The organism is Pseudomonadota bacterium, from assembly GCA_039196715.1.
Taxonomy (GTDB): domain Bacteria; phylum Pseudomonadota; class Gammaproteobacteria; order CALCKW01; family CALCKW01; genus CALCKW01.
On the sequence record JBCCUP010000004.1, the window covers coordinates 50,920 to 69,113 of the forward strand.

19 protein-coding genes and 4 tRNA genes are annotated in these 18,194 nt (G+C 65.7%); 5 read left to right on the forward strand and 18 right to left on the reverse strand.

All coding sequences use genetic code 11. The features are described 5' to 3' along the window. Positions 1-2 precede the first annotated feature (2 nt). From tig to cysS, 6 genes are all read right to left on the reverse strand, one after another. The gene (gene tig / locus AAGA11_03085; GenBank protein ID MEM9601825.1) at positions 3-1,340 is read right to left on the reverse strand and encodes a trigger factor; all 1,338 of its coding nucleotides are present in this window, start codon (positions 1,338-1,340) and stop codon (positions 3-5) included. 65 nt (positions 1,341-1,405) lie between these two features. After that, positions 1,406-1,492: transfer RNA gene (locus AAGA11_03090), tRNA-Leu, on the reverse strand. A 131-nt stretch (positions 1,493-1,623) separates the two neighbouring features. Then, positions 1,624-1,699 (reverse strand) — tRNA-His (locus AAGA11_03095). A gap of 9 nt (positions 1,700-1,708) precedes the next feature. Further along, positions 1,709-1,785 (reverse strand) — tRNA-Arg (locus AAGA11_03100). Between the two features lie 80 nt (positions 1,786-1,865). Then, positions 1,866-1,942: transfer RNA gene (locus AAGA11_03105), tRNA-Pro, on the reverse strand. A gap of 88 nt (positions 1,943-2,030) precedes the next feature. Continuing rightward, positions 2,031-3,419 (reverse strand): cysteine--tRNA ligase, encoded by a 1,389-nt coding sequence (gene cysS, locus AAGA11_03110; protein ID MEM9601826.1) that lies wholly within the window; start codon positions 3,417-3,419, stop codon positions 2,031-2,033. Positions 3,420-3,597: 178 nt separating this feature from the next. Between cysS and AAGA11_03115 the strand changes: the two genes are divergently transcribed. Both AAGA11_03115 and AAGA11_03120 read left to right on the forward strand, forming a co-directional pair. After that, positions 3,598-4,092, forward strand: coding sequence for a peptidylprolyl isomerase (locus AAGA11_03115; protein ID MEM9601827.1), 495 nt, complete (start codon positions 3,598-3,600; stop codon positions 4,090-4,092). Positions 4,093-4,101: 9 nt separating this feature from the next. After that, positions 4,102-4,839 (forward strand): UDP-2,3-diacylglucosamine diphosphatase, encoded by a 738-nt coding sequence (locus tag AAGA11_03120; GenBank protein ID MEM9601828.1) that lies wholly within the window; start codon positions 4,102-4,104, stop codon positions 4,837-4,839. On the opposite strand, the gene AAGA11_03125 is transcribed toward AAGA11_03120, so the two are convergent. The 12 genes from AAGA11_03125 to orn form a co-directional block, all read right to left on the reverse strand. Then, a complete protein-coding gene (locus tag AAGA11_03125; protein ID MEM9601829.1) occupies positions 4,836-5,678 on the reverse strand; it encodes a ferritin-like domain-containing protein in 843 nt (280 codons plus the stop codon). The two genes, AAGA11_03120 and AAGA11_03125, sit on opposite strands and share 4 nt — an antisense overlap. Beyond that, positions 5,671-6,432, reverse strand: coding sequence for a DNA repair protein RecO (gene recO, locus AAGA11_03130; protein MEM9601830.1), 762 nt, complete (start codon positions 6,430-6,432; stop codon positions 5,671-5,673). Before recO ends, AAGA11_03125 begins: the two co-directional genes overlap by 8 nt. Next, positions 6,425-7,324 (reverse strand): GTPase Era, encoded by a 900-nt coding sequence (gene era, locus AAGA11_03135; GenBank protein ID MEM9601831.1) that lies wholly within the window; start codon positions 7,322-7,324, stop codon positions 6,425-6,427. Before era ends, recO begins: the two co-directional genes overlap by 8 nt. Then, the gene (gene rnc, locus AAGA11_03140; protein MEM9601832.1) at positions 7,321-8,013 is read right to left on the reverse strand and encodes a ribonuclease III; all 693 of its coding nucleotides are present in this window, start codon (positions 8,011-8,013) and stop codon (positions 7,321-7,323) included. The genes era and rnc overlap by 4 nt, the downstream gene beginning before the upstream one ends. A 102-nt stretch (positions 8,014-8,115) precedes the next feature. Then, positions 8,116-8,484, reverse strand: coding sequence for a DUF4845 domain-containing protein (locus AAGA11_03145; protein MEM9601833.1), 369 nt, complete (start codon positions 8,482-8,484; stop codon positions 8,116-8,118). 13 nt (positions 8,485-8,497) lie between these two features. Next, positions 8,498-9,250 (reverse strand): signal peptidase I, encoded by a 753-nt coding sequence (lepB, locus tag AAGA11_03150; GenBank protein MEM9601834.1) that lies wholly within the window; start codon positions 9,248-9,250, stop codon positions 8,498-8,500. A gap of 4 nt (positions 9,251-9,254) precedes the next feature. Continuing rightward, positions 9,255-11,045 (reverse strand): translation elongation factor 4, encoded by a 1,791-nt coding sequence (gene lepA, locus AAGA11_03155; GenBank protein ID MEM9601835.1) that lies wholly within the window; start codon positions 11,043-11,045, stop codon positions 9,255-9,257. Beyond that, positions 11,033-11,362, reverse strand: a complete 330-nt coding sequence (locus tag AAGA11_03160; GenBank protein ID MEM9601836.1) for a glutaredoxin family protein — start codon at positions 11,360-11,362, stop codon at positions 11,033-11,035. The genes lepA and AAGA11_03160 overlap by 13 nt, the downstream gene beginning before the upstream one ends. 44 nt (positions 11,363-11,406) lie before the next feature. After that, positions 11,407-12,840, reverse strand: coding sequence for a Do family serine endopeptidase (locus tag AAGA11_03165; GenBank protein MEM9601837.1), 1,434 nt, complete (start codon positions 12,838-12,840; stop codon positions 11,407-11,409). A gap of 324 nt (positions 12,841-13,164) precedes the next feature. Next, on the reverse strand, positions 13,165-13,689 hold the full coding sequence (locus AAGA11_03170) for a sigma-E factor negative regulatory protein (protein MEM9601838.1): 525 nt from the start codon (positions 13,687-13,689) through the stop codon (positions 13,165-13,167). Next, positions 13,686-14,282, reverse strand: coding sequence for an RNA polymerase sigma factor RpoE (gene rpoE / locus AAGA11_03175; protein MEM9601839.1), 597 nt, complete (start codon positions 14,280-14,282; stop codon positions 13,686-13,688). Before rpoE ends, AAGA11_03170 begins: the two co-directional genes overlap by 4 nt. A gap of 191 nt (positions 14,283-14,473) precedes the next feature. After that, positions 14,474-15,022: an oligoribonuclease gene (orn, locus tag AAGA11_03180; protein ID MEM9601840.1), complete on the reverse strand. Its 549-nt coding sequence runs from the start codon at positions 15,020-15,022 to the stop codon at positions 14,474-14,476. Positions 15,023-15,072: 50 nt separating this feature from the next. Here orn and rsgA point away from each other — a divergent pair, with 50 nt between their 5' ends. The 3 genes from rsgA (at position 15,073) to dgcA (ending at position 18,194) form a co-directional block, all read left to right on the forward strand. Then, positions 15,073-16,026: a ribosome small subunit-dependent GTPase A gene (rsgA, locus tag AAGA11_03185; protein MEM9601841.1), complete on the forward strand. Its 954-nt coding sequence runs from the start codon at positions 15,073-15,075 to the stop codon at positions 16,024-16,026. A 198-nt stretch (positions 16,027-16,224) separates the two neighbouring features. Beyond that, the gene (gene dgcN / locus AAGA11_03190; GenBank protein ID MEM9601842.1) at positions 16,225-17,220 is read left to right on the forward strand and encodes an N-acetyltransferase DgcN; all 996 of its coding nucleotides are present in this window, start codon (positions 16,225-16,227) and stop codon (positions 17,218-17,220) included. Continuing rightward, complete coding sequence (dgcA, locus tag AAGA11_03195; GenBank protein MEM9601843.1) at positions 17,220-18,194, forward strand: N-acetyl-D-Glu racemase DgcA; 975 nt, start codon at positions 17,220-17,222, stop codon at positions 18,192-18,194. Before dgcN ends, dgcA begins: the two co-directional genes overlap by 1 nt.

Sequence of the window (18,194 nt, forward strand, 5' to 3'; positions counted from 1 at the left end):
TCCTATGCGCCTGCGCGCGACTGCTGCCGACGCTCCATCACGTCTTTGAAGGCCAGCGGCTCGTCCGTGACCTTCGCCTGGTCCAGAACCCAGTCGGTCACGACCTGTTCGAGTACCACACCTTCGACACTCTGGAGCAGTTCGGGGTTTCCGTAATAGTAGTCAACGACTTGTTTGGGGTCTTCGTAGGCCGAGGCCAACTCTTCGACGCGAGCCCGGACCTTGTCCGGATCGGCCTTGAGTTCCGCGCTCTTGACGATTTCGGCAATGACCAGGCCCAACTTGACCCGACGTTCCGCCTCCTCGGTGAGCATGTCATCCGGGAAGGAGGTCCCCTCCGGCGGTTTCTGGCCGCCCATGTGTTCGGTCATGCGTCCAATCAGCTGCTGGCGCAAGCGCCCGATCTCGTCGCTCACCAGCGCCTTGGGCAGCTCGACCTCGTTCTGCTCGATCAGCCCATCCATGACGTTCTGCTTGACCAGTTGTTCCACTGAACCGCGCAATTCGCGTTCCATGTTGGACCGGATGTCCTGTTTGAGTGCATCCAGTCCGCCGGATTCGACGCCGAACGCCTTGACAAACTCGTCGTCGAGCTCGGGCACGTCGGCCGCGCGCACCTCGTTGACCCTGATGTCGAACTCAGCCGGCTTACCGGCCAGTTCGGCGTTGTGGTACGCCTCGGGGAATGTGACCTGGATGCGTTTCTCGTCGCCCGCGGAGAGGCCGACAATCGCGGACTCGAAGCCGTCGATCATGGTGTTGGAGCCAAGCACCAGAGGAGCGCCCTCGGCAGTGCCACCTTCGAAGGCTTCACCGTCGATAAAGCCGGTGAAATCGATCATGACCTGATCCGTGTCCTGTGCCTCGCGCTCGACCACTTCGTAGGTTGTGCGCTGCTTCTGCAGTGTGTCGATCATGTCCTCGACATCGCTGTCCTGTACGTCGGCCGTCGGCCGATCCAGCGCGAGCTCGCTGGCCGGGGCGAGGTTGACCTCGGGGTAGACCTCGAACGTCGCCTTGTACGCGAACTCACCCGAGTCGTCGCCGTCGCTGTCGGCGGGCTCGACACTGGGCCAGCCGGCCGGGCGCAGGTTGACCTGCTCAATGGCCTCCTGGTACGTGCTCTGGATCAACTCGCCCACCACTTCCTGGCGAACTTGCCCGGAGTAGCGCTTGCGCACCACCTGCATCGGCACCTTACCGGGCCGGAACCCGTTGATCTTGGCGCTCTTACGCAGTTCTTGCAGGCGCTGATCGACAGCCGTATCAACCCTCTCAGCTGGCACTGAAACGGCGATCGTGCGCTGCAGGCCCTCGCTCGATTCGACGGTGACTTGCATGGTCTTCCTCTAACTGATTCGATGGTTTAGCGTCAAACCAGCGGGGCTGGCCGACGGACATTTGTTGGTGCGAAAGGAGAGACTCGAACTCTCACGGGGGCTACCCCACTGGAACCTAAATCCAGCGCGTCTACCAATTCCGCCACTCTCGCCCTTGAGATCGTGATTCACCCCCGCGCAGCACCGACAACAGCGACGGTGACGCCCGTTTGAGCCTTGGCGCGGATCGCAATTCGGCGGTCCGAGCACAAACAAGCCCGACCTGAGTCGGGCTGAAAAAAAGTGGGGTGGACGATGGGGATCGAACCCACGACAACAGGGATCACAACCCTGTGCTCTACCAACTGAGCTACGCCCACCACTGAAACTGGCACGCTCGGCAGGACTCGAACCTGCTACCCTCGGCTTAGAAGGCCGATGCTCTATCCAGATGAGCTACGAGCGCATTATCGTGGCACACCCCGGCGTTCACAGCGCCGTTGTGCGCCACCCTGCCATACGCACGCGTTCAGCGCACGCGGCAAGTGGTCGGGGCAGCAGGATTCGAACCTGCGACCCTCTGGTCCCAAACCAGATGCGCTACCAGACTGCGCCATGCCCCGTCGAGACAGTTAACAAGCTGCCAAGCCGAGTGAGTATACGCCGGGATCGCAAGAGGTTCAATGCAGCCCCACGCTCCCTGAACCGCCGTCAGCCCCGCCGCCACCGTGTCTGCCCGTCAACATCCTCGAGCGTGATGCCCGCCGCCGTCAATTCGTCACGAATCGCATCGGCGCGGGCGAAATCGCGCGCACCGCGCGCCGCGATGCGTTCGGCGACCAGCTCGTCGACACGCGCCGCCGAGAGCCCGGCCGAACCGGTGTCGCGCTGCAAGTAGGCCTCGGCGTCGAGGTACAGCAGGCCAAGCCGCTGGCCCAGACTGCGCAGCGTGTGCGCCGCAGTGACGGCACCGGCGGGGTCTCCGTCGGCCAAGGCCCGGTTGACCGTGCCGGCCAGCTCGAACAACACAGCCAACGCCACCGGCGTGTTGAAGTCGTCGTTCATCGCGACGTCGAAGCGCGCCACGGCGTCGACGTCGAGCGCTGCGTCATCGGCCGCTGGCGCGTCGCGCAAGGCACTGTACAAGCGGGTCAGCGAGGCGCGCGCCTGGTCGAGTGAACTCGCAACAAAGGCCAGCGGCGAGCGGTACTGCGCGGCGACCACGAACAGCCGGATTTCCTCACCGGTGTGGTGCGCCAGCAGGTCGCGAACCGTGTCGAAATTCCCGAGCGATTTCGACATCTTTTCGCCGTCGCGCGTGATCATGCCGTTGTGCAGCCAATAGTTGGCCAGCGCACACCCGTTCGCCGCCTCCGACTGCGCGATTTCGTTTTCGTGGTGCGGAAAGATCAGGTCCGAACCGCCACCGTGGATATCGAACTGCGGCCCGAGGGTGTGTTTGGCCATCGCGGAGCACTCGATGTGCCACCCTGGCCGGCCCGCCCCCCAGGGCGAGTCCCAGGCGGGCTCACCGGGCTTCGCCGCTTTCCAGAGCACGAAATCGAGCGGGTCGCGTTTGTGTTCGTCGACAGCCACGCGCTCGCCGGCGCGCTGGTCTGCCAACGTGCGGCCCGACAACTTGCCGTAGCCATCGAAGGTGTCGACGGCGTAGTAAACATCACCGTTGTCTCCCGGGTACGCATGGCCCTTGTCGATCAGTGTCTCGATCAGCTCGATCATCCGGTCGATCCATTGGGTCGCGCGCGGTTGCTGGTCGGGCGGCAACACATTGAGCGCCGCCGCGTCCTCGTCCATTGCCGCGATGTAGCGTTCGGTCAGCGCGTCAATGGCCTCGCCATTGGCTTCGGCGCGCGCAATGATCTTGTCGTCGACATCGGTTATGTTGCGCACGTAGGTGACGTCCCACCCGGTCGCACGCAGGTGGCGGCAGATGATGTCGTAGGTGATCAGGGCCCGGGCGTGACCGATGTGGCACCGGTCGTAGATCGTGATACCGCAGGCGTACATCTTGACTTTGCCGGGCTCGAGCGGCTCGAAGGCCTGCTTGGTCCGACTGAGCGTGTTGTAGAGGGTCAACATGCCTGGGGCGCAACGGTGTGGAAACCGAAAATGTTACCGGATGCTCTGGTAGACTGCGACGCATTCCGCTGGACCGGCTGTCACGTGCACTGCCGAGCTCGGCCCGAGCGACACGCCGCCGCCCTGCCGCCGCCGCAACCAGCACTCTCCACTTTCCCGTTTTCAAGACCACACGACCATGATTACGTTCTCCACCAGCCTCGGTGACATCAAGATCAAACTGCACGAAGACAGCGCGCCGGAAACCTGCGCCAACTTCAAGCAGTACGTGGCCGACGGCCACTACGACGGCACCCTGTTTCACCGCGTTATCCCGGGTTTCATGATCCAGGGTGGCGGATTCTCGAGCGGCATGCAGCAGAAACCGACGCGTGCGCCGATCAAGAACGAAGCCGACAACGGGCTGAAGAACGTGCGGGGCAGTTTGTCGATGGCGCGCACCTCGGACCCGCATTCGGCGACCTCACAGTTTTTTCTTAATGTCGTGGACAACGCCTTCCTCGATTTCACCGCGCCGAACCCCAACGGCTGGGGCTACGCAGTGTTCGCCGACGTGGTCGAGGGCATGGACGTGGCTGACCAGATCGTCGCGGTACCGACGGGCAGCGTCGGCCACCACGGTGACGTGCCGCTCGAAGAAGTGCTCATCGTGACCGCCACGGTCGACGACTGATCCAACCCGGTGCCGCCGACCCGCGTCGCACTGATATCCGACCTGCACCTGGATCCGAGTGCCCCTGATACCCAGGCACTTGCGGTGCGCTACCTCGAGACGGCGCTGGACGACGTGACGGCGTTGTACATCCTCGGCGACCTGTTCGAGGCCTGGGTCGGTGACGACGACACGGTGGACTGGGCAGCCCCGTTTCTCAACGCACTCGCAGCCGTGTCGGCGCGTGGGGTCGCGGTCACCCTGATGCACGGCAACCGCGACTTCCTGCTCGGCGAGGACTTCGCGGGGCGTGTCGGCGCGACGCTGGACCGGGCCGACACCGCGGTTGTCGAGCTCGGCGCACACCGTGCGCTGGTGATGCATGGCGATACGCTCTGCACTGACGACACCGACTACCTCGCCGTGCGCGCCGCGGTGCGAACGCCGGAGTGGCAGCGCGCCTTCCTGGCACAACCGCTGGCAGACCGGCAAGCCCAGGCCAAGGCCCTGCGTGCCGAGAGCCGCGCCAAGACCGCCGCCAAGCAGCTCGCACTCACCGACGCTCACCCCGCGGCCTGCGCGGCAGCGCTGCGGGAGCACCGGGCCGACTGGCTGGTTCACGGCCACACTCACCGGCCGGGCACGCACCGCTGCGGCGACGGCACGCGCCACGTGCTGGGTGAGTGGCTGCCCGGCGGCGCCACCGTCGCCCTGCTCGACGACCACGGCGTCCGCCTGGCCCACTGGCCGCCCGGACCGAGCCCCTAGCGCAACCCGTCGCGCACCTGAGCGACAAACTCCGCCTCGATGTCTCGCAAGTCCGCCAACTCGGCGTCGGTGAAACCGGCTTGCTTGCGATAGCGCTCGTTGAACGGGCCGGTGAGAAACCCGCGCGTGTGCCGCCGAAGCAGGTCCCGGAAGGTCGCCCGCGGGTCGAGCGCCCGCGCTTCGCAGTGGTGGAGAAACCACCGGTTGCCAATGCGCACGTGCTCCACTTCGTCCCGCAGGATGACCCGCAGAATCGCAGCACCCCGCGGATCACCGACCGCCTCGAGCTTGTCGATCATGCCCGGGGCGACGTCCAGTCCACGTGCCTCGAGCACCCGCGGCACCAGCGCCATACGCACCATCGGATCGAAGTCGGTGCGCACGGCCATCTCCCAGAGGTTGTTGTGGGCAGGAAAGTCACCGTAGGCGTAGCCCGACTCGGCGAGGTGATCCGTCAGCATCAGGAAATGGCGCGACTCGTCGTCAGCCACCCGCATCCAGTCGGCGGCGAAGCGACGGGGCAACCCGGTGAAACGGTAGACCGCGTCGAGTGCCAGGTTGATCGCGTTGAACTCGATGTGGGCCAGCGCGTGGTAGAGGCTGGCACGGCCGACCGCCGAACCGGGCCCACGCTTTTTCACCGCAGCCGGGTGCACCAGCTCAGGCTTGTCCGGACGACCCGGGACCGACAGTCTGTCGGGGACCGCGTCGCCGGGACGCTCGTCCCAGGCGCCGGCCGACACCGACGCGGCGAGCGCCCGGACCGCGCGGCATTTCTCCACCGGGTCACCGGTCATCAGGCACGCCAGGGCGGCTGCCTGCAGTGTGGGCTCAGCCATGTCCCTGTTGCTCCGACGCCTCGGGGGGCGGCTGGTCGCGTTGCAGACCAGGCTGAGCGGCCAGGGCGCGGAACTCCTGCAACAGGGCCCGGCTGCGCAGTTCGCGGTGACCGAGCGGTTCCTGCAACAGGGCAGCGAGCAGCTTGCGTTGCTCTGCACGGTGGACGCTGAAGTCGCGTTGCGCCAACGCCAGCAGCGCCGCCCCGGACACGACACACGCCGCCGGTTGGTCGGAGGCCGGCTCGATGCCGTCGCGGTACAGGCCGTAATCGCGTTCGGCTTCGATGGGCTGCGCGGTGCCAGCGGTCACGTCAAAGGCCGGCGCCAGCCCCAGGTGGAGAAGCACGGTCAATTCGAAGATACGCAAGGCCGGCCCCGCTGGCTCACCTGCCGCAATGGTGGCAATCGAGGTGCCATACTGAGCAAAGACTTCAGGCGAGGCATCGCCCGCGGGCAGCAGCGCGAGCACCAGTTCGTTCAGATACAAGCCGCACGCCAGTGCCATGCCGGCCAACGGCACCACCGGGCCGCTGTCTTCCACGGCGGTCAGGGTGCGCAGTTCACCTCGCCCCACCGCCGAGAACAACAGCGGGCGGAACGGCTGCAGCACGGCCCGCTGACTGCGTTTACCCCGTCGCGCGCCTTTTGCAACCACGCGACACCGGCCGGTTCGCAAGCCGAAGAGGTCCACCAGCAAGCTCGTCTCGCGGTAGTCGCGCGTGTGCAGCACCCAGGCTGGATCGAGCTCAATCACTGATGCCAAGCGACTGCAGGGCATCGTGGTCGTCCGACCAGTCACGCCGGACCAGGACCCGCTGTTCGAGGTGCACTGGCACGCCAAACAGCTCGCTCATGCGTGCGCGTGCACGCGTGCCGACCGCCTTGAGCTTGCTGCCCTGGCGCCCGATCACGATGCCTTTCTGGCTCTCGCGCTCCACCCAAATGGCCGCCAGAATGCGGTAGCCGCTCGGGCTGGCATCGAACTGCTCGATCTGCACGGTGATCGCGTAGGGCAGCTCCTCGTTGAGTTGCCGGGTCAGCTGTTCCCGAATCAGTTCGGCGGCCAGGAACCGTTCACTCTTGTCGGTCAGGGCATCGGCCTCGTAGGCGTGCTCGCCCTCGGGCAGCCGTGCGATCAAGCAGGCCTTGAGTGCCTCGATGCCGTCGCCGTTGCGCGCCGAGACCGGCACGACCTCGGCGAGCTCGGCCACCCGCGGAAGCGATTGCAGGTATGGCAGCAGCGCCGACTTGTTGTTGACCCGGTCGATCTTGTTGACCGCAAGGATCACTGGCGGGCCACTGCGCAGGGCCGCGTCCAGAGCGAGCTGGTCGTCGGCTTCGAACACGGGAGCCTGTACCAACATCACGATGAGGTCGACATCCGAGAGCGACCCGCGCGCCGTGCGGTTGAGCACGCGGTTGAGCACGCGGTTGCCACCGCCGTGGATGCCCGGCGTGTCGACAAACACGGCCTGCACCTCGCCCCAGGTCGCGATGCCGCGCACGGCGTGCCGCGTGGTCTGGGGTCGGTGCGCGGTGATGCTCACGCGTTCACCCACCAGGCGGTTGAGCAAGGTGGACTTGCCCACGTTTGGCCGTCCGACCAGGGCGACTGTGCCGAATCTGGTCCTGTCGTCGCGCGTCATGCGGTGCCTCCGCTGCTGTCGGTCAGGGCGTCAAGCGCGGTTTCGGCAGCACACTGCTCGGCCTTGCGGCGGCTGCTGCCACGCGCTTCCACGCGCAGATTGGCGTGTGCGACGTGACAGGCCACAGTGAACTGCCGTTCGTGCGCCTTGCCGGCGCTGCCGACCAGCTCGTAGCTGGGCAACGCCACACCGCGCGCCTGCAACCACTCCTGCAAGCGCGTTTTCGGGTCTTTCAGGGTCGCGGTGTCCGGCAGGTCGGCGAGGCGCGCAGCGTAAAGCCGTAAGATCACGCGCTCGCAGGCGGCAAAGCCACCGTCGAGAAAAACCGCGCCGAGCACCGCCTCGAAGGCGTCCGCCTGGATGGACTCGCGCTGAAATCCGCCGCTGCGCAATTCGCCCTGCCCCATGATCAGCAACCCGGGCAGGCCGAGCTCGGCCGAGATCACGGCGAGCGCGGTGCCGCGCACCAGGCGCGAGCGCAACCGGCTCAGGTCGCCTTCGGACAGGTCTGGCCGAAGGCGGAACAACGCAGCCGATATGGCACAGCTCAGGACGCTGTCACCGAGGAATTCGAGGCGCTCGTTGTTTGCCGCCCCGGCACTGCGGTGCGTGAGCGCGGCGGTCAACAGCTGCGGATCGGCGAAACGGTACTCGAGGCGCGCTTGCAGATCGGAGAGGGGGTTGGACATGCGCCATTGTAGCGTGTCCTCACGCGCGGATCGGGGCTTCGGGTACCCCTGGGAGCTTGGGCGCCAGACGGACGGTGACGCGCTCAGTTTAGCGAGCCGGGCTCATCCCGGTTCGCTGTCGGCGTTCTCGCCGAAGTTGAACACCAGCGAAGCGTTGAAAAACAGCGGAATCTTCACTTCGTAGTCCACAAAGATGCGCCGCTTGGGGCCGCGACCTGTGATCGTGACCACCTCTTCGGGTTCGATGCCGTACACCGCGTTGTCTTGCATGTGGCGTTCAAGACGCCTGTACACATCGGCGTCAGTATCGGAGGAACGCGGCGGCGACGCGTGAACCGATTCAACTGCAGCCTGGATGTACCAATAGTTAAGGTAGGACGGTGCCACCTTCATTCCAACCACGACCAAAACGCACAGAGCGACCACGCCCATGAGAGTGAGTAAATTGACACGACCTGCCTGATTTTTCACGCCAACCTCGGATTCAGTGGATGCGGGAACCAATTCGTTTCCAATCCACATCAAAATCCATTCCAGGTTGCTTGCTGAAATTCATCCAGATGAAAAAGGCCCGGCCAGCGAGGTTTTCCTCAGGCACGGTGCCCCACATACGGCTGTCGGCACTGTTGTCGCGGTTGTCGCCCATCACGAAATACTGGCCCGGCGGTACGGTGGTCTGGATCTGCCGTCGAAACGGGGTGTTCTGCACGAGTGTGCGGTGGGGCTCATCCCCCAGCGTTTCCTTGAGTTCCAGCGTCTGGATACCACGCCCGCTCGGATCGTTGACCGGCCCCACCACCTCCACCGGCAAGGGCTCGCCGTTGACGAACACCTGCTTGTCCCGGTAGGCGATCTCGTCACCCGGCACCCCGATCACACGCTTGATGTAGTCGATCTGGGGGTTATCCGGGTAGCGGAACACCACCACGTCACCACGCTCGGGTGACCCGAGATCGATGACCTTGGTGTGCACGATCGGCAGGCGCACGCCGTAGGAAAACTTGTTCACCAGAATGAAATCGCCAATCTGCAAGGTCGGGATCATCGAGCCCGACGGGATGCGAAACGGCTCGACGATGAAGGAGCGCAACAGGACAACGAACAGCAGCACGGGGAAGAACGACCGGCCGTACTCCGCCATGGCGCCGTCGCTCTTGAAGACCAGCGCGTTCAAGGCCCAGATCAGGCCTGAGACGGCGGTCAGCCCGACCAGCAGGATCTCGAAGTCGAATGTCATCGGCTCAGTCCACCTTCAACACGGCCAGGAAGGCCTCTTGCGGAATCTCGACACTGCCGATCTGCTTCATGCGTTTCTTGCCCGCTTTCTGTTTTTCCAGCAACTTGCGCTTGCGCGACACGTCTCCGCCGTAGCACTTTGCCAACACGTTTTTGCGCAGCGCCTTGACGTTGGAACGCGCAATGATATGCGTGCCGATCGCCGCCTGCACGGCGACTTCGAACATCTGCCGCGGGATGATCTCTTTCATCTTCTCGACCAGGTCCCGACCCCGTGTCTGTGCCTTCGCGCGGTGCAGGATGATCGCCAGCGCATCGACCTTGTCGCCGTTGATCAGGACGTCCACCTTGACCAGGTCCGCCGGTTCGAAACGCAGGAAACTGTACTCGAAGGAGGCGTAGCCACGGCTGCAGCTTTTCAGCCGATCGTAGAAATCCAGCACCACCTCACTCAAGGGCAACTCGTACCCGAGTGAAATCTGTCGCCCCACGTACTGCATTCGCTTTTGTACGCCGCGTTTTTCCACGCAGAGCTTGATGACCTCGCCGACATACTCCTGCGGCACCAGGATGCTGGCCTCGATGATCGGCTCGCGCAGCTCGGCGATCTCGTTCGGCGGCGGCAGCTCGGAGGGGCTGTTGATCGACCGTACGACGCCCTTGGTGTCGGCGATTTCGTAGACCACTGTCGGCGCGGTGGTGATCAGGTCGAGGTTGTATTCCCGTTCGAGGCGTTCCTGCACGATCTCCATGTGCAGCATGCCGAGAAAACCGATGCGAAAGCCGAACCCGAGCGCCGCCGAGGACTCGGGCTCGTAGGCGAGCGAGGAGTCGTTGAGCCGCAGCTTCTCCAGCGCATCGCGGAAGTTCTCGTAATCGTCGGAGCTCACCGGAAACACACCGGCAAACACTTTCGGTGTGACCTCGCGAAAACCCGGCAGGGCCTCTGTCGCCGGGTTGCTGGCCAACGTGATGGTGTCGCCGACCCGAGCGGAGTCGATCTCCTTGATCCCCGCGATCACGTAGCCGACCTGACCGCAGGCCAAGCGGTCCTGCGGCAGCCGCTTGGGCGTGAAGAACCCCACCTGATCGGCGGTGTAGCTCCGTCCCGTCGACATGAACTGGAACTTGTCGCGTCGGTTCAGGCAGCCCTCGATGACGCGAACCAAAGTGACCACACCGACGTAGGAGTCAAACCACGAATCGACGACGAGCGCCTTGAGCGGCGCGACGGGATCGCCGTTGGGAGACGGGATGTGCTCGACGATCTGCTCGAGCAGAGCCGGCACGTTCTCGCCGGTCTTGGCGCTGATGCCGAGCGCGCCGGTCGCATCAATGCCGATGATCTCCTCGATCTCCTCGGCCACCCGGTCCGGGTCCGCCGCGGGCAGATCGATCTTGTTGAGCACCGGCAGGACTTCCAGGTCCAGCTCCACCGCCGTGTAGCAGTTGGCGACGCTCTGCGCCTCCACACCCTGCGAGGCATCGACCACCAGCATGGCGCCCTCGCAGGCCGACAGGGAGCGCGACACCTCGTAGGCAAAATCGACGTGCCCCGGGGTGTCGATGATGTTGAGCTGATAGGTGTTGCCGTCCGCCGCGTTGAAGTCGAGGGTCACCGCCTGGGCCTTGATGGTGATGCCGCGCTCGCGCTCGATGTCCATTGAATCGAGCACCTGGGCTTCCATCTCGCGCTCACTGAGGCCACCGCAGAGCTGGATCAAGCGGTCAGCCAGGGTGGATTTGCCGTGGTCGATGTGCGCGATGATCGAGAAATTGCGAATCAGGTTCTGCATGACGGGTCTCGGCGCAGCAGGGTCGCGAGGTGGCGTTCCAGCGCGGGTATGTCCAGCGCGTGCCGGCAGATTTCGGTGTCGCCGTGCAGCAGCACGGGGACGTGGACGTCGAATCGGGCACGCAGAGCCGCGTCGTGGTCGACGTCGGTCTCGATCACCTGAATGCCCAGCGTGTCAGCCAGCGCCGAGAGCGCGAGCGACGCGTCGTCACACAGGTGACAGCCGCGCCGCCCGAGCAGCGTGATCGGCACGCGATCGCGCCGATCGGAGACGGACGGTGCCGGGGAATCGAGCTTCAGCACACGGCGGGGTTGCACACACGTCACCCACAGATCAAACCGTCCAGTTTGGCCGAAACTCGCTACTCCGGCAAGCGAAGGGGCAGGAACAGCGGGTTCGCGCCGCGGTGGACCAGCACGGCGACCGAACTACCGGTCGGCAACCCCTCGACCAGCCGATCAAAGTCGGACACGCTGTCGACCTTGTCGCTGCCGAGCATGAGCACCATGTCTCCGGGCTCGATGCCCGCCTGGTCGGCGAGCCCACCGTCCTTGACTTCGGTGACGATGACACCGCCCTCAGGCACGCCAGCGGCCTCGCGCTGGGTGTCGTCAGGCTCCGCCACAACCGCGCCGAGACGGGTGGCGGTCGGCTTGGGCTCGACCCCGCGTCCGGTGGCGTTGGCAAGTTCTTCCTGACCGGGCAGTTCGCCGATGGTCACGGCCAGCACCGTACGCTCACCCCGACGCAGCACAACGACCTCGGCGTCCGTGCCGGCGCGCACCAGGCCCACGAGTGGCGGCAAGCTGCTCGAGGTCGGCACCGGCTCGCCGTTGAATTCAACGATCACGTCGCCGACTTCGATGTCCGAGCGTGAAGCCGGGCTGCCACGCACGATCTGTGACACCAGGGCGCCGCGTGCCCGCTCCATGCCGAAGCTCTCGGCCAGTTCGCGGGTCACCTCCTGGATGACCACGCCGAGCCAGCCACGCGAGACCCGGCCGTTGTCGCGCAACTGCTCAGCCACGTCCATGGCCACCTCGATGGGGATCGCGAACGACAGACCCATGAATCCGCCACTGCGGCTGTATATCTGGGAATTCACACCGACCACACGGCCCTCGAGGTCGAACAGCGGTCCGCCCGAGTTGCCCGGGTTGATGGCGACATCGGTCTGGATGAAGGGGGTGTAGTTCTCGCGCGGCAGGGACCGCCCCTTCGCGCTGACGATACCAGCGGTCACCGAGTGATCGAATCCGAAGGGCGAGCCGATCGCGAGCACCCATTCACCCACCTTCAGCGATTTGGACGCACCGATTTTGGCGACTGGCAGGTTCTCGGCCTCGATCTTTAGTACGGCCACGTCACTGCGCTCATCGGTGCCGATCACCTCGGCGGCGAGCTGGCGGCGATCGTGCAGGCGCACGAAGACCTGTTCTGCGCCATCGACCACGTGGTTGTTGGTGAGCACGTACCCGTCGTCCGAGATGATGAAACCCGAGCCGAGCGAGGACGGGGTCTCGCGGCGGTTGCCTTCGCCGCCACCGCGCTCCTGTTCCTCGAAGAACTTTCGGAACAACTCGCCGAACGGCGTGCCCTCGATGTCGGGCCACTCGATCCCGGGCGGCAACTGCGGCCCGCTGCCGCTCTGTGAGCGCGTCGTGCTGATGTTGACGACAACCGGGTGGTTTTCCTCGACCAGCTCGGTGAAATCCGGCAGCCCCATGGACGCCGCGCTGGCCAGGCCGGCCCAGGAAAAAATCAGAAACACTCCAGCGATTAGCATGCGCACCATGGCAAGGTCCTGTTGAAAGTTGAGTGGCGCGGTCGGGTCAACCCAACCCGGCGCCGGTGTTCGTTGTCGGGGTGTCAGACACGCGTAACACGTCAGTGTTCACCGCGCCTGAGCAACCGGCCTGTCAGCGCAGCGCAATCGGCAACGGGCGAGACGCAGTCGACCCCGGCACCCACCGCTGCAATTGCTGCGCCGACCTGCTGCCCGACCGGGCATGCCATCGACGCACGCCCGTGCGCCCGCCGTGACTCAGTCGGCAGTCGAGGGGATGTGTGGGATCGGAAGGGGGGACACGCAGCACGGGTGTGACCCGGCCGCCTGCCGTCACGGCTGTGACGGCGTTACCGCAGGGCGGTTTTCAGAAAGATCTTCGTTCTCGTCGACGATTCGGGTCACCGGGCGAACGTCCGTGGCGACAACCGCGCCGCCGATGCCGTTGACCGGGGGAAAATCGGCAGCAGACGGTGTCGCGCCACCCGCGACCTGACTGCCCGGCGGTGCCTGGTTGAACTGCGTCAGGCCCAGAAAAGCCACGCCGGCCACCGTTGCCGCCAGCGCCAGGCCGGCAAACTGCCGGTTGCGCGTCACCGGCGCGCCAAGCGACACATTCGGAGCCCGCGCGCCGGGGTTGAAGATCACGGGCTCGTCCGCGAGCGCGCCGCGCACGCGCGACACCATGTCACACGATGCGCCGGTCAGCGGCTCCCCGCGCAGCGCGTCGCGCACCAGACACTGGCGCTCCCACGCGTCGCGGCCGACGTCGGTGTTCAGCAGCCGGATCGCACGGTCGAGGTCGACAGGTTCCTCGTCAAAAAACGCTGACAAATCGGCGCGGTCTTGTTCGTTCATCTTCCACTCTCCGTGTTGGCGTGCAACACCGGTTCAATCTGGGCTTCTATCGCTTCGCGTGCACGAAATATGCGCGACCGTACCGTTCCGATCGGGCATTCCATCACCGTCGCAATCTCCTCGTAGGACAAGCCGTCGTACTCGCGCAGCGTGATCGCCGTGCGAAGGTCCGGCGGCAAACCTTCCACCGCATTTCGAATCGTCTCGGCCAGCTCGTCCGTCGACGCCTGGTGGTCAGGGCTCGCCAGCTCGTGAAGCTTCTCCACGGTCTGAGCAAGCCCACTGTCCTCGACATCAAGCGACGCCCCTTGCGGTCGGCGGTTGCGCGTCGCAATGTGGTTGACCGCCGCGTTGACGGCAATCCGGTACAACCACGTGTAGAATGCGCTGTCGCCGCGAAAGTTCCCGAGGCCCCGGTAGGCCTTGATGAACGCTTCTTGGCACACATCCGCCACGTCTGCCGGCTCGCGCAGGTAGCGTCCAACCAGGCTCGCGACCTTGTTCTGGTATTTCATCACCAGCAGGTCGAACGCTGCCTTGTCGCCTCGCTGGACACGCAGCACCAGCTCGTTGTCTGAGACCGACTCACCCACTGTGTTTGTCCACGTACCTACAGTGAGTCCGACGCCGCGAAATAGTTCGATTCTTCACGCATTACAGTGGCGGTATGCCACGCCTGGAGTGCCGTTGGGCAGTATACGCGGTTCTGGCCCCACCCACCGGCTCCGCTCGACGCGCAGTGCAGGCGTGGCCGGCGGGGCCGGTGCGTCCCGTTGCAGCGCCGTCAGATGGAGAGGACGCTGCGCCGGTAGAATTGCAATTCGGCAATCGACTCCCGGATGTCGTCCAGGGCGAGGTGCGTGCCCCGCTTGCTGAACTGCGACAAGGTGTCGGGCGACCACCGGCGAACCAGCTCCTTGAGCGTCGACACGTCGAGGTTGCGGTAGTGGAAATGGGCCTCGAGCTCGGGCATCAGCCGGGCGAGAAAGCGCCGGTCCTGGCAGATGCTGTTGCCACACATCGGCGATACCCCCGGCGGTACCCACTCATGCAGGAACGCCAGCGTCTGCTGCTCGGCGGTCGCGGCGTCCAGGCTGCTGTGCCTGACACGCTCGATCAACCCGGATTGCCCGTGGTGGGTCTGGTTCCACGCGTCCATGGCGTCGAGCACCGCGTCACTCTGGTGCACGGCGAGCACCGGTCCCTCGGCGAGGTTGTTGAGCTGGGCGTCGGTGACAATCGTCGCCACCTCGATGATGGCGTCCCGATCGGGGTCCAGCCCGGTCATTTCGAGGTCGATCCAGATCAGATTGGACGCGTCGGGGGTACCCATCAGTCTCGTCGTCGCAGGCGAATTGGAGCGACCGGTCGCGGGCCAGTATAGTGCTGCCCGTCTTCGACCACTCACTGCGCAGTGTAGCCCAGAGGCAGGATAAGCACGTCAACGTCAGAGCCCGCGTCATCGCCCACCACCGTGCGCACCGCCTCGTTCGAACGGCGGACGGCGGCGTCAGTGCGGCGAGCGCGCGCACCCGCGGCGACGAGGCCGTGGTCGGCGACTGGGTCGCTTGCAGCCGCATCGACGACAACACCCTCTGCATCGAGTCCGTGGACGAGCGGCGCAGCGCACTCCAGCGGCGAGACCGTCGCGGCCGCGACCGCACCCTCGCCAGCAACTTCGACTGCATGGTCATCGTCTCGGCCCCGACACCGGGCATCGACCGGTTGATCATCGACCAGTACCTGGTCGCGGCGTCTTCGGCTGGCGTGGCCCCGGTGCTCGTGGTCAACAAATCCGACCTCCTGCAGGGCAACGCACTCACCGCCACCCGCGCGGAACTCGCCTGCTACGCCCGGGTGGATTACCCGCTGGTGTTCTGTGCCGCGCACGACCCGGCGACACTGGCGCCGCTCGCCGCGCGCCTGGCAGCGCAGTCCTGTGTGTTCGTGGGCCAGTCCGGGGTCGGAAAGTCTTCCTTGATTCAACACTTTGTTCCCAACCGGGACATCGCCGTCGGGGCGCTGTCCAAGGCCGGCCTCGGCAGCCACACGACCGTGGCGGCCTACTGGTACGACACCGCTGACGGCGGCGCGGTGATCGATTCGCCGGGGGTGCGCGAATTCCGCGTCGACCACCTGCCGCCACGCGACATCGCCCGCGGGTTTCGCGAGATCGCGGATGCCGCGCAGGGCTGCCGCTTCAGCAACTGCAGCCACCGGCACGAACCGGCCTGTGCGGTGAAGGACGCAGTGTCGACAGACGCGATCGACGCGCAACGCTACGCCAACTACGTCAGCCTGCTGACCGACTCCGAGACCAACGCCAGCGTGTCCTGAGCGCGCGCTGCGGGCAACCGCCGCGTGCGCTGCCGGTACGGCGACCCCCGGCCCGTCCGCGCCAGGGCTGGACCCATCACTGCTCCGGGGTTGGCATCGCCATCAGGCACCAAATCGCCTCTGCAGCGCGAAATCCGACACACGGGCGGTGACGTGCCTGGATTACAATGCCCGCACTTTTCAACACAGGATTTCCCCGTGATCAACGCACCGTACCTGCTCTTCCTGGGGGACGCTCCCGACGACCTGGCCGCCAAGGTTGCCAAGGGAATTCGCGATTGGCGCCCTGACCTGTGTGTGGGCCAATTGCGGCTCGACGGCTGCAAGACCGACGTCGGCCTGAGCGACATGAGCATTGCCGAGGCTGCGGCTGCCGGCGCCAAGACGCTGGTGGTGGGGGTTGCCAACCGCGGCGGTGTGATCAGCGCGTCCTGGTTGGATGCACTCACGCAGGCGCTCGAAGCTGGCATGGACGTGGCCAGCGGCCTGCACAACCTGTTGCGCGACGAGCCCGTGTTGGTCGAGACGGCCGAACGCTGCGGACGCCGGCTGTTCGACGTGCGCATCCCGGACCGGGACTTCCCGATCGGCAACGGCAAGCGCCGCACGGGCAAGCGTCTGCTGACCGTCGGCACCGATTGCTCGGTGGGCAAGATGTACGCAACGCTTGCGTTGGAGCGCGACATGCGCGCCGCCGGCTTCGACGCCGACTTCCGCGCCACCGGCCAGACCGGCATCCTGATCACCGGCTCGGGTGTGCCGCTCGACGCCGTCGTCGCCGACTTCATGGCCGGCTCCATTGAGGTGCTGACACCCGACGGCGAGCCGGACCACTGGGACCTGGTCGAGGGCCAGGGCAGCCTGTTTCACCCGTCCTACTCCGGCGTGACCATGGCGCTCATCCACGGCAGCGCGCCCGACGCACTGGTGATCTGCCACGAGCCCACTCGCACCCACATGCGCGGCCTGCCGCACTACGACCTGCCCACCCTGCAGCAGGTGCACGACAGTGCACTGGCGCACGCCCAGCGGGTCAACCCCGACTGCCGCGTGATCGGCTCCGCAATCAACACCTCCGGGCTGGGCGACGCCGACACGGCAGCCTGCCTCGACGCCTGTGCACAGGCCCTGTCGCTGCCCTCGGTCGACCCGATGAAGACCGGCTGCGGCCCGCTGATCGAGCAGTTGCGCTGATGCACCTGACCGCGCACACCGAGCAGTTCAAGCTCGACGGCGCCTTCACGATCTCGCGCGGCAGCCGCACCGAGGCCCACGTGGTGCGCGTCAGCGCATCGCACGCGGGTGCCACAGGCCAAGGCGAGTGCGTGCCGTACGCACGCTACGGCGAGACCGTCTCGTCGGTGGTCGATCAGATCGAGTCGCTTGCGGCACGCGGCGACGCGCTGACCCGCGAGGCGCTTCAGGGCGCGCTGCCCGCCGGCGCGGCCCGCAACGCGGTCGATTGCGCCCTGTGGGACCTCGAGGCCAAGGCCGGCGGCACCAGCGTCGCCGCGCTGGCCCGGCTCGGCCCGCTCGCGCCGGTAACCACGGCGTACACCATCGGCATCGACACAGCCGAGGCGATGGAGGCCAAGGCCCGCGAGCACAGCAGCCGCCCGCTGCTGAAAATCAAACTCGGCAGCCCCGGAGACGTGCCCCGGTTGCGCGCAGTCCGGGCCGGTGCACCCACGGCGGAGTTGATCGTCGATGCCAACGAAGCCTGGACACGCGACGACTACCTGGCCCTGTTGCCGGTGCTGGACGAGTTGGGCGTGACGCTGGTCGAACAGCCTTTTCACGCCGACAACGACGACGCCCTGCTCGAGGTGCCGCGTCCGATTCGCATCTGCGCTGACGAATCCTGTCACGACCGAACGTCGCTGCCCGGCATGGCCGGCAAGTACGACGTCATCAACATCAAGCTGGACAAGACCGGCGGCCTGACCGAAGCCCTGGCGCTGCACGCCGCAGCGCGAGAACAGGGCTTTCAAATCATGGTCGGCTGCATGGTGGGCACCTCGCTCGCCATGGCGCCCGCCCTGCTGGTTGCCCAGGACGCCGAGACCGTCGACCTCGACGGCCCCTTGCTGCTCGCCGAGGACCGCGATCCGCCACTCGCGGTCGAGGGCTCGGTCCTGTACCCGGCTCAACCGTCACTTTGGGGGTGA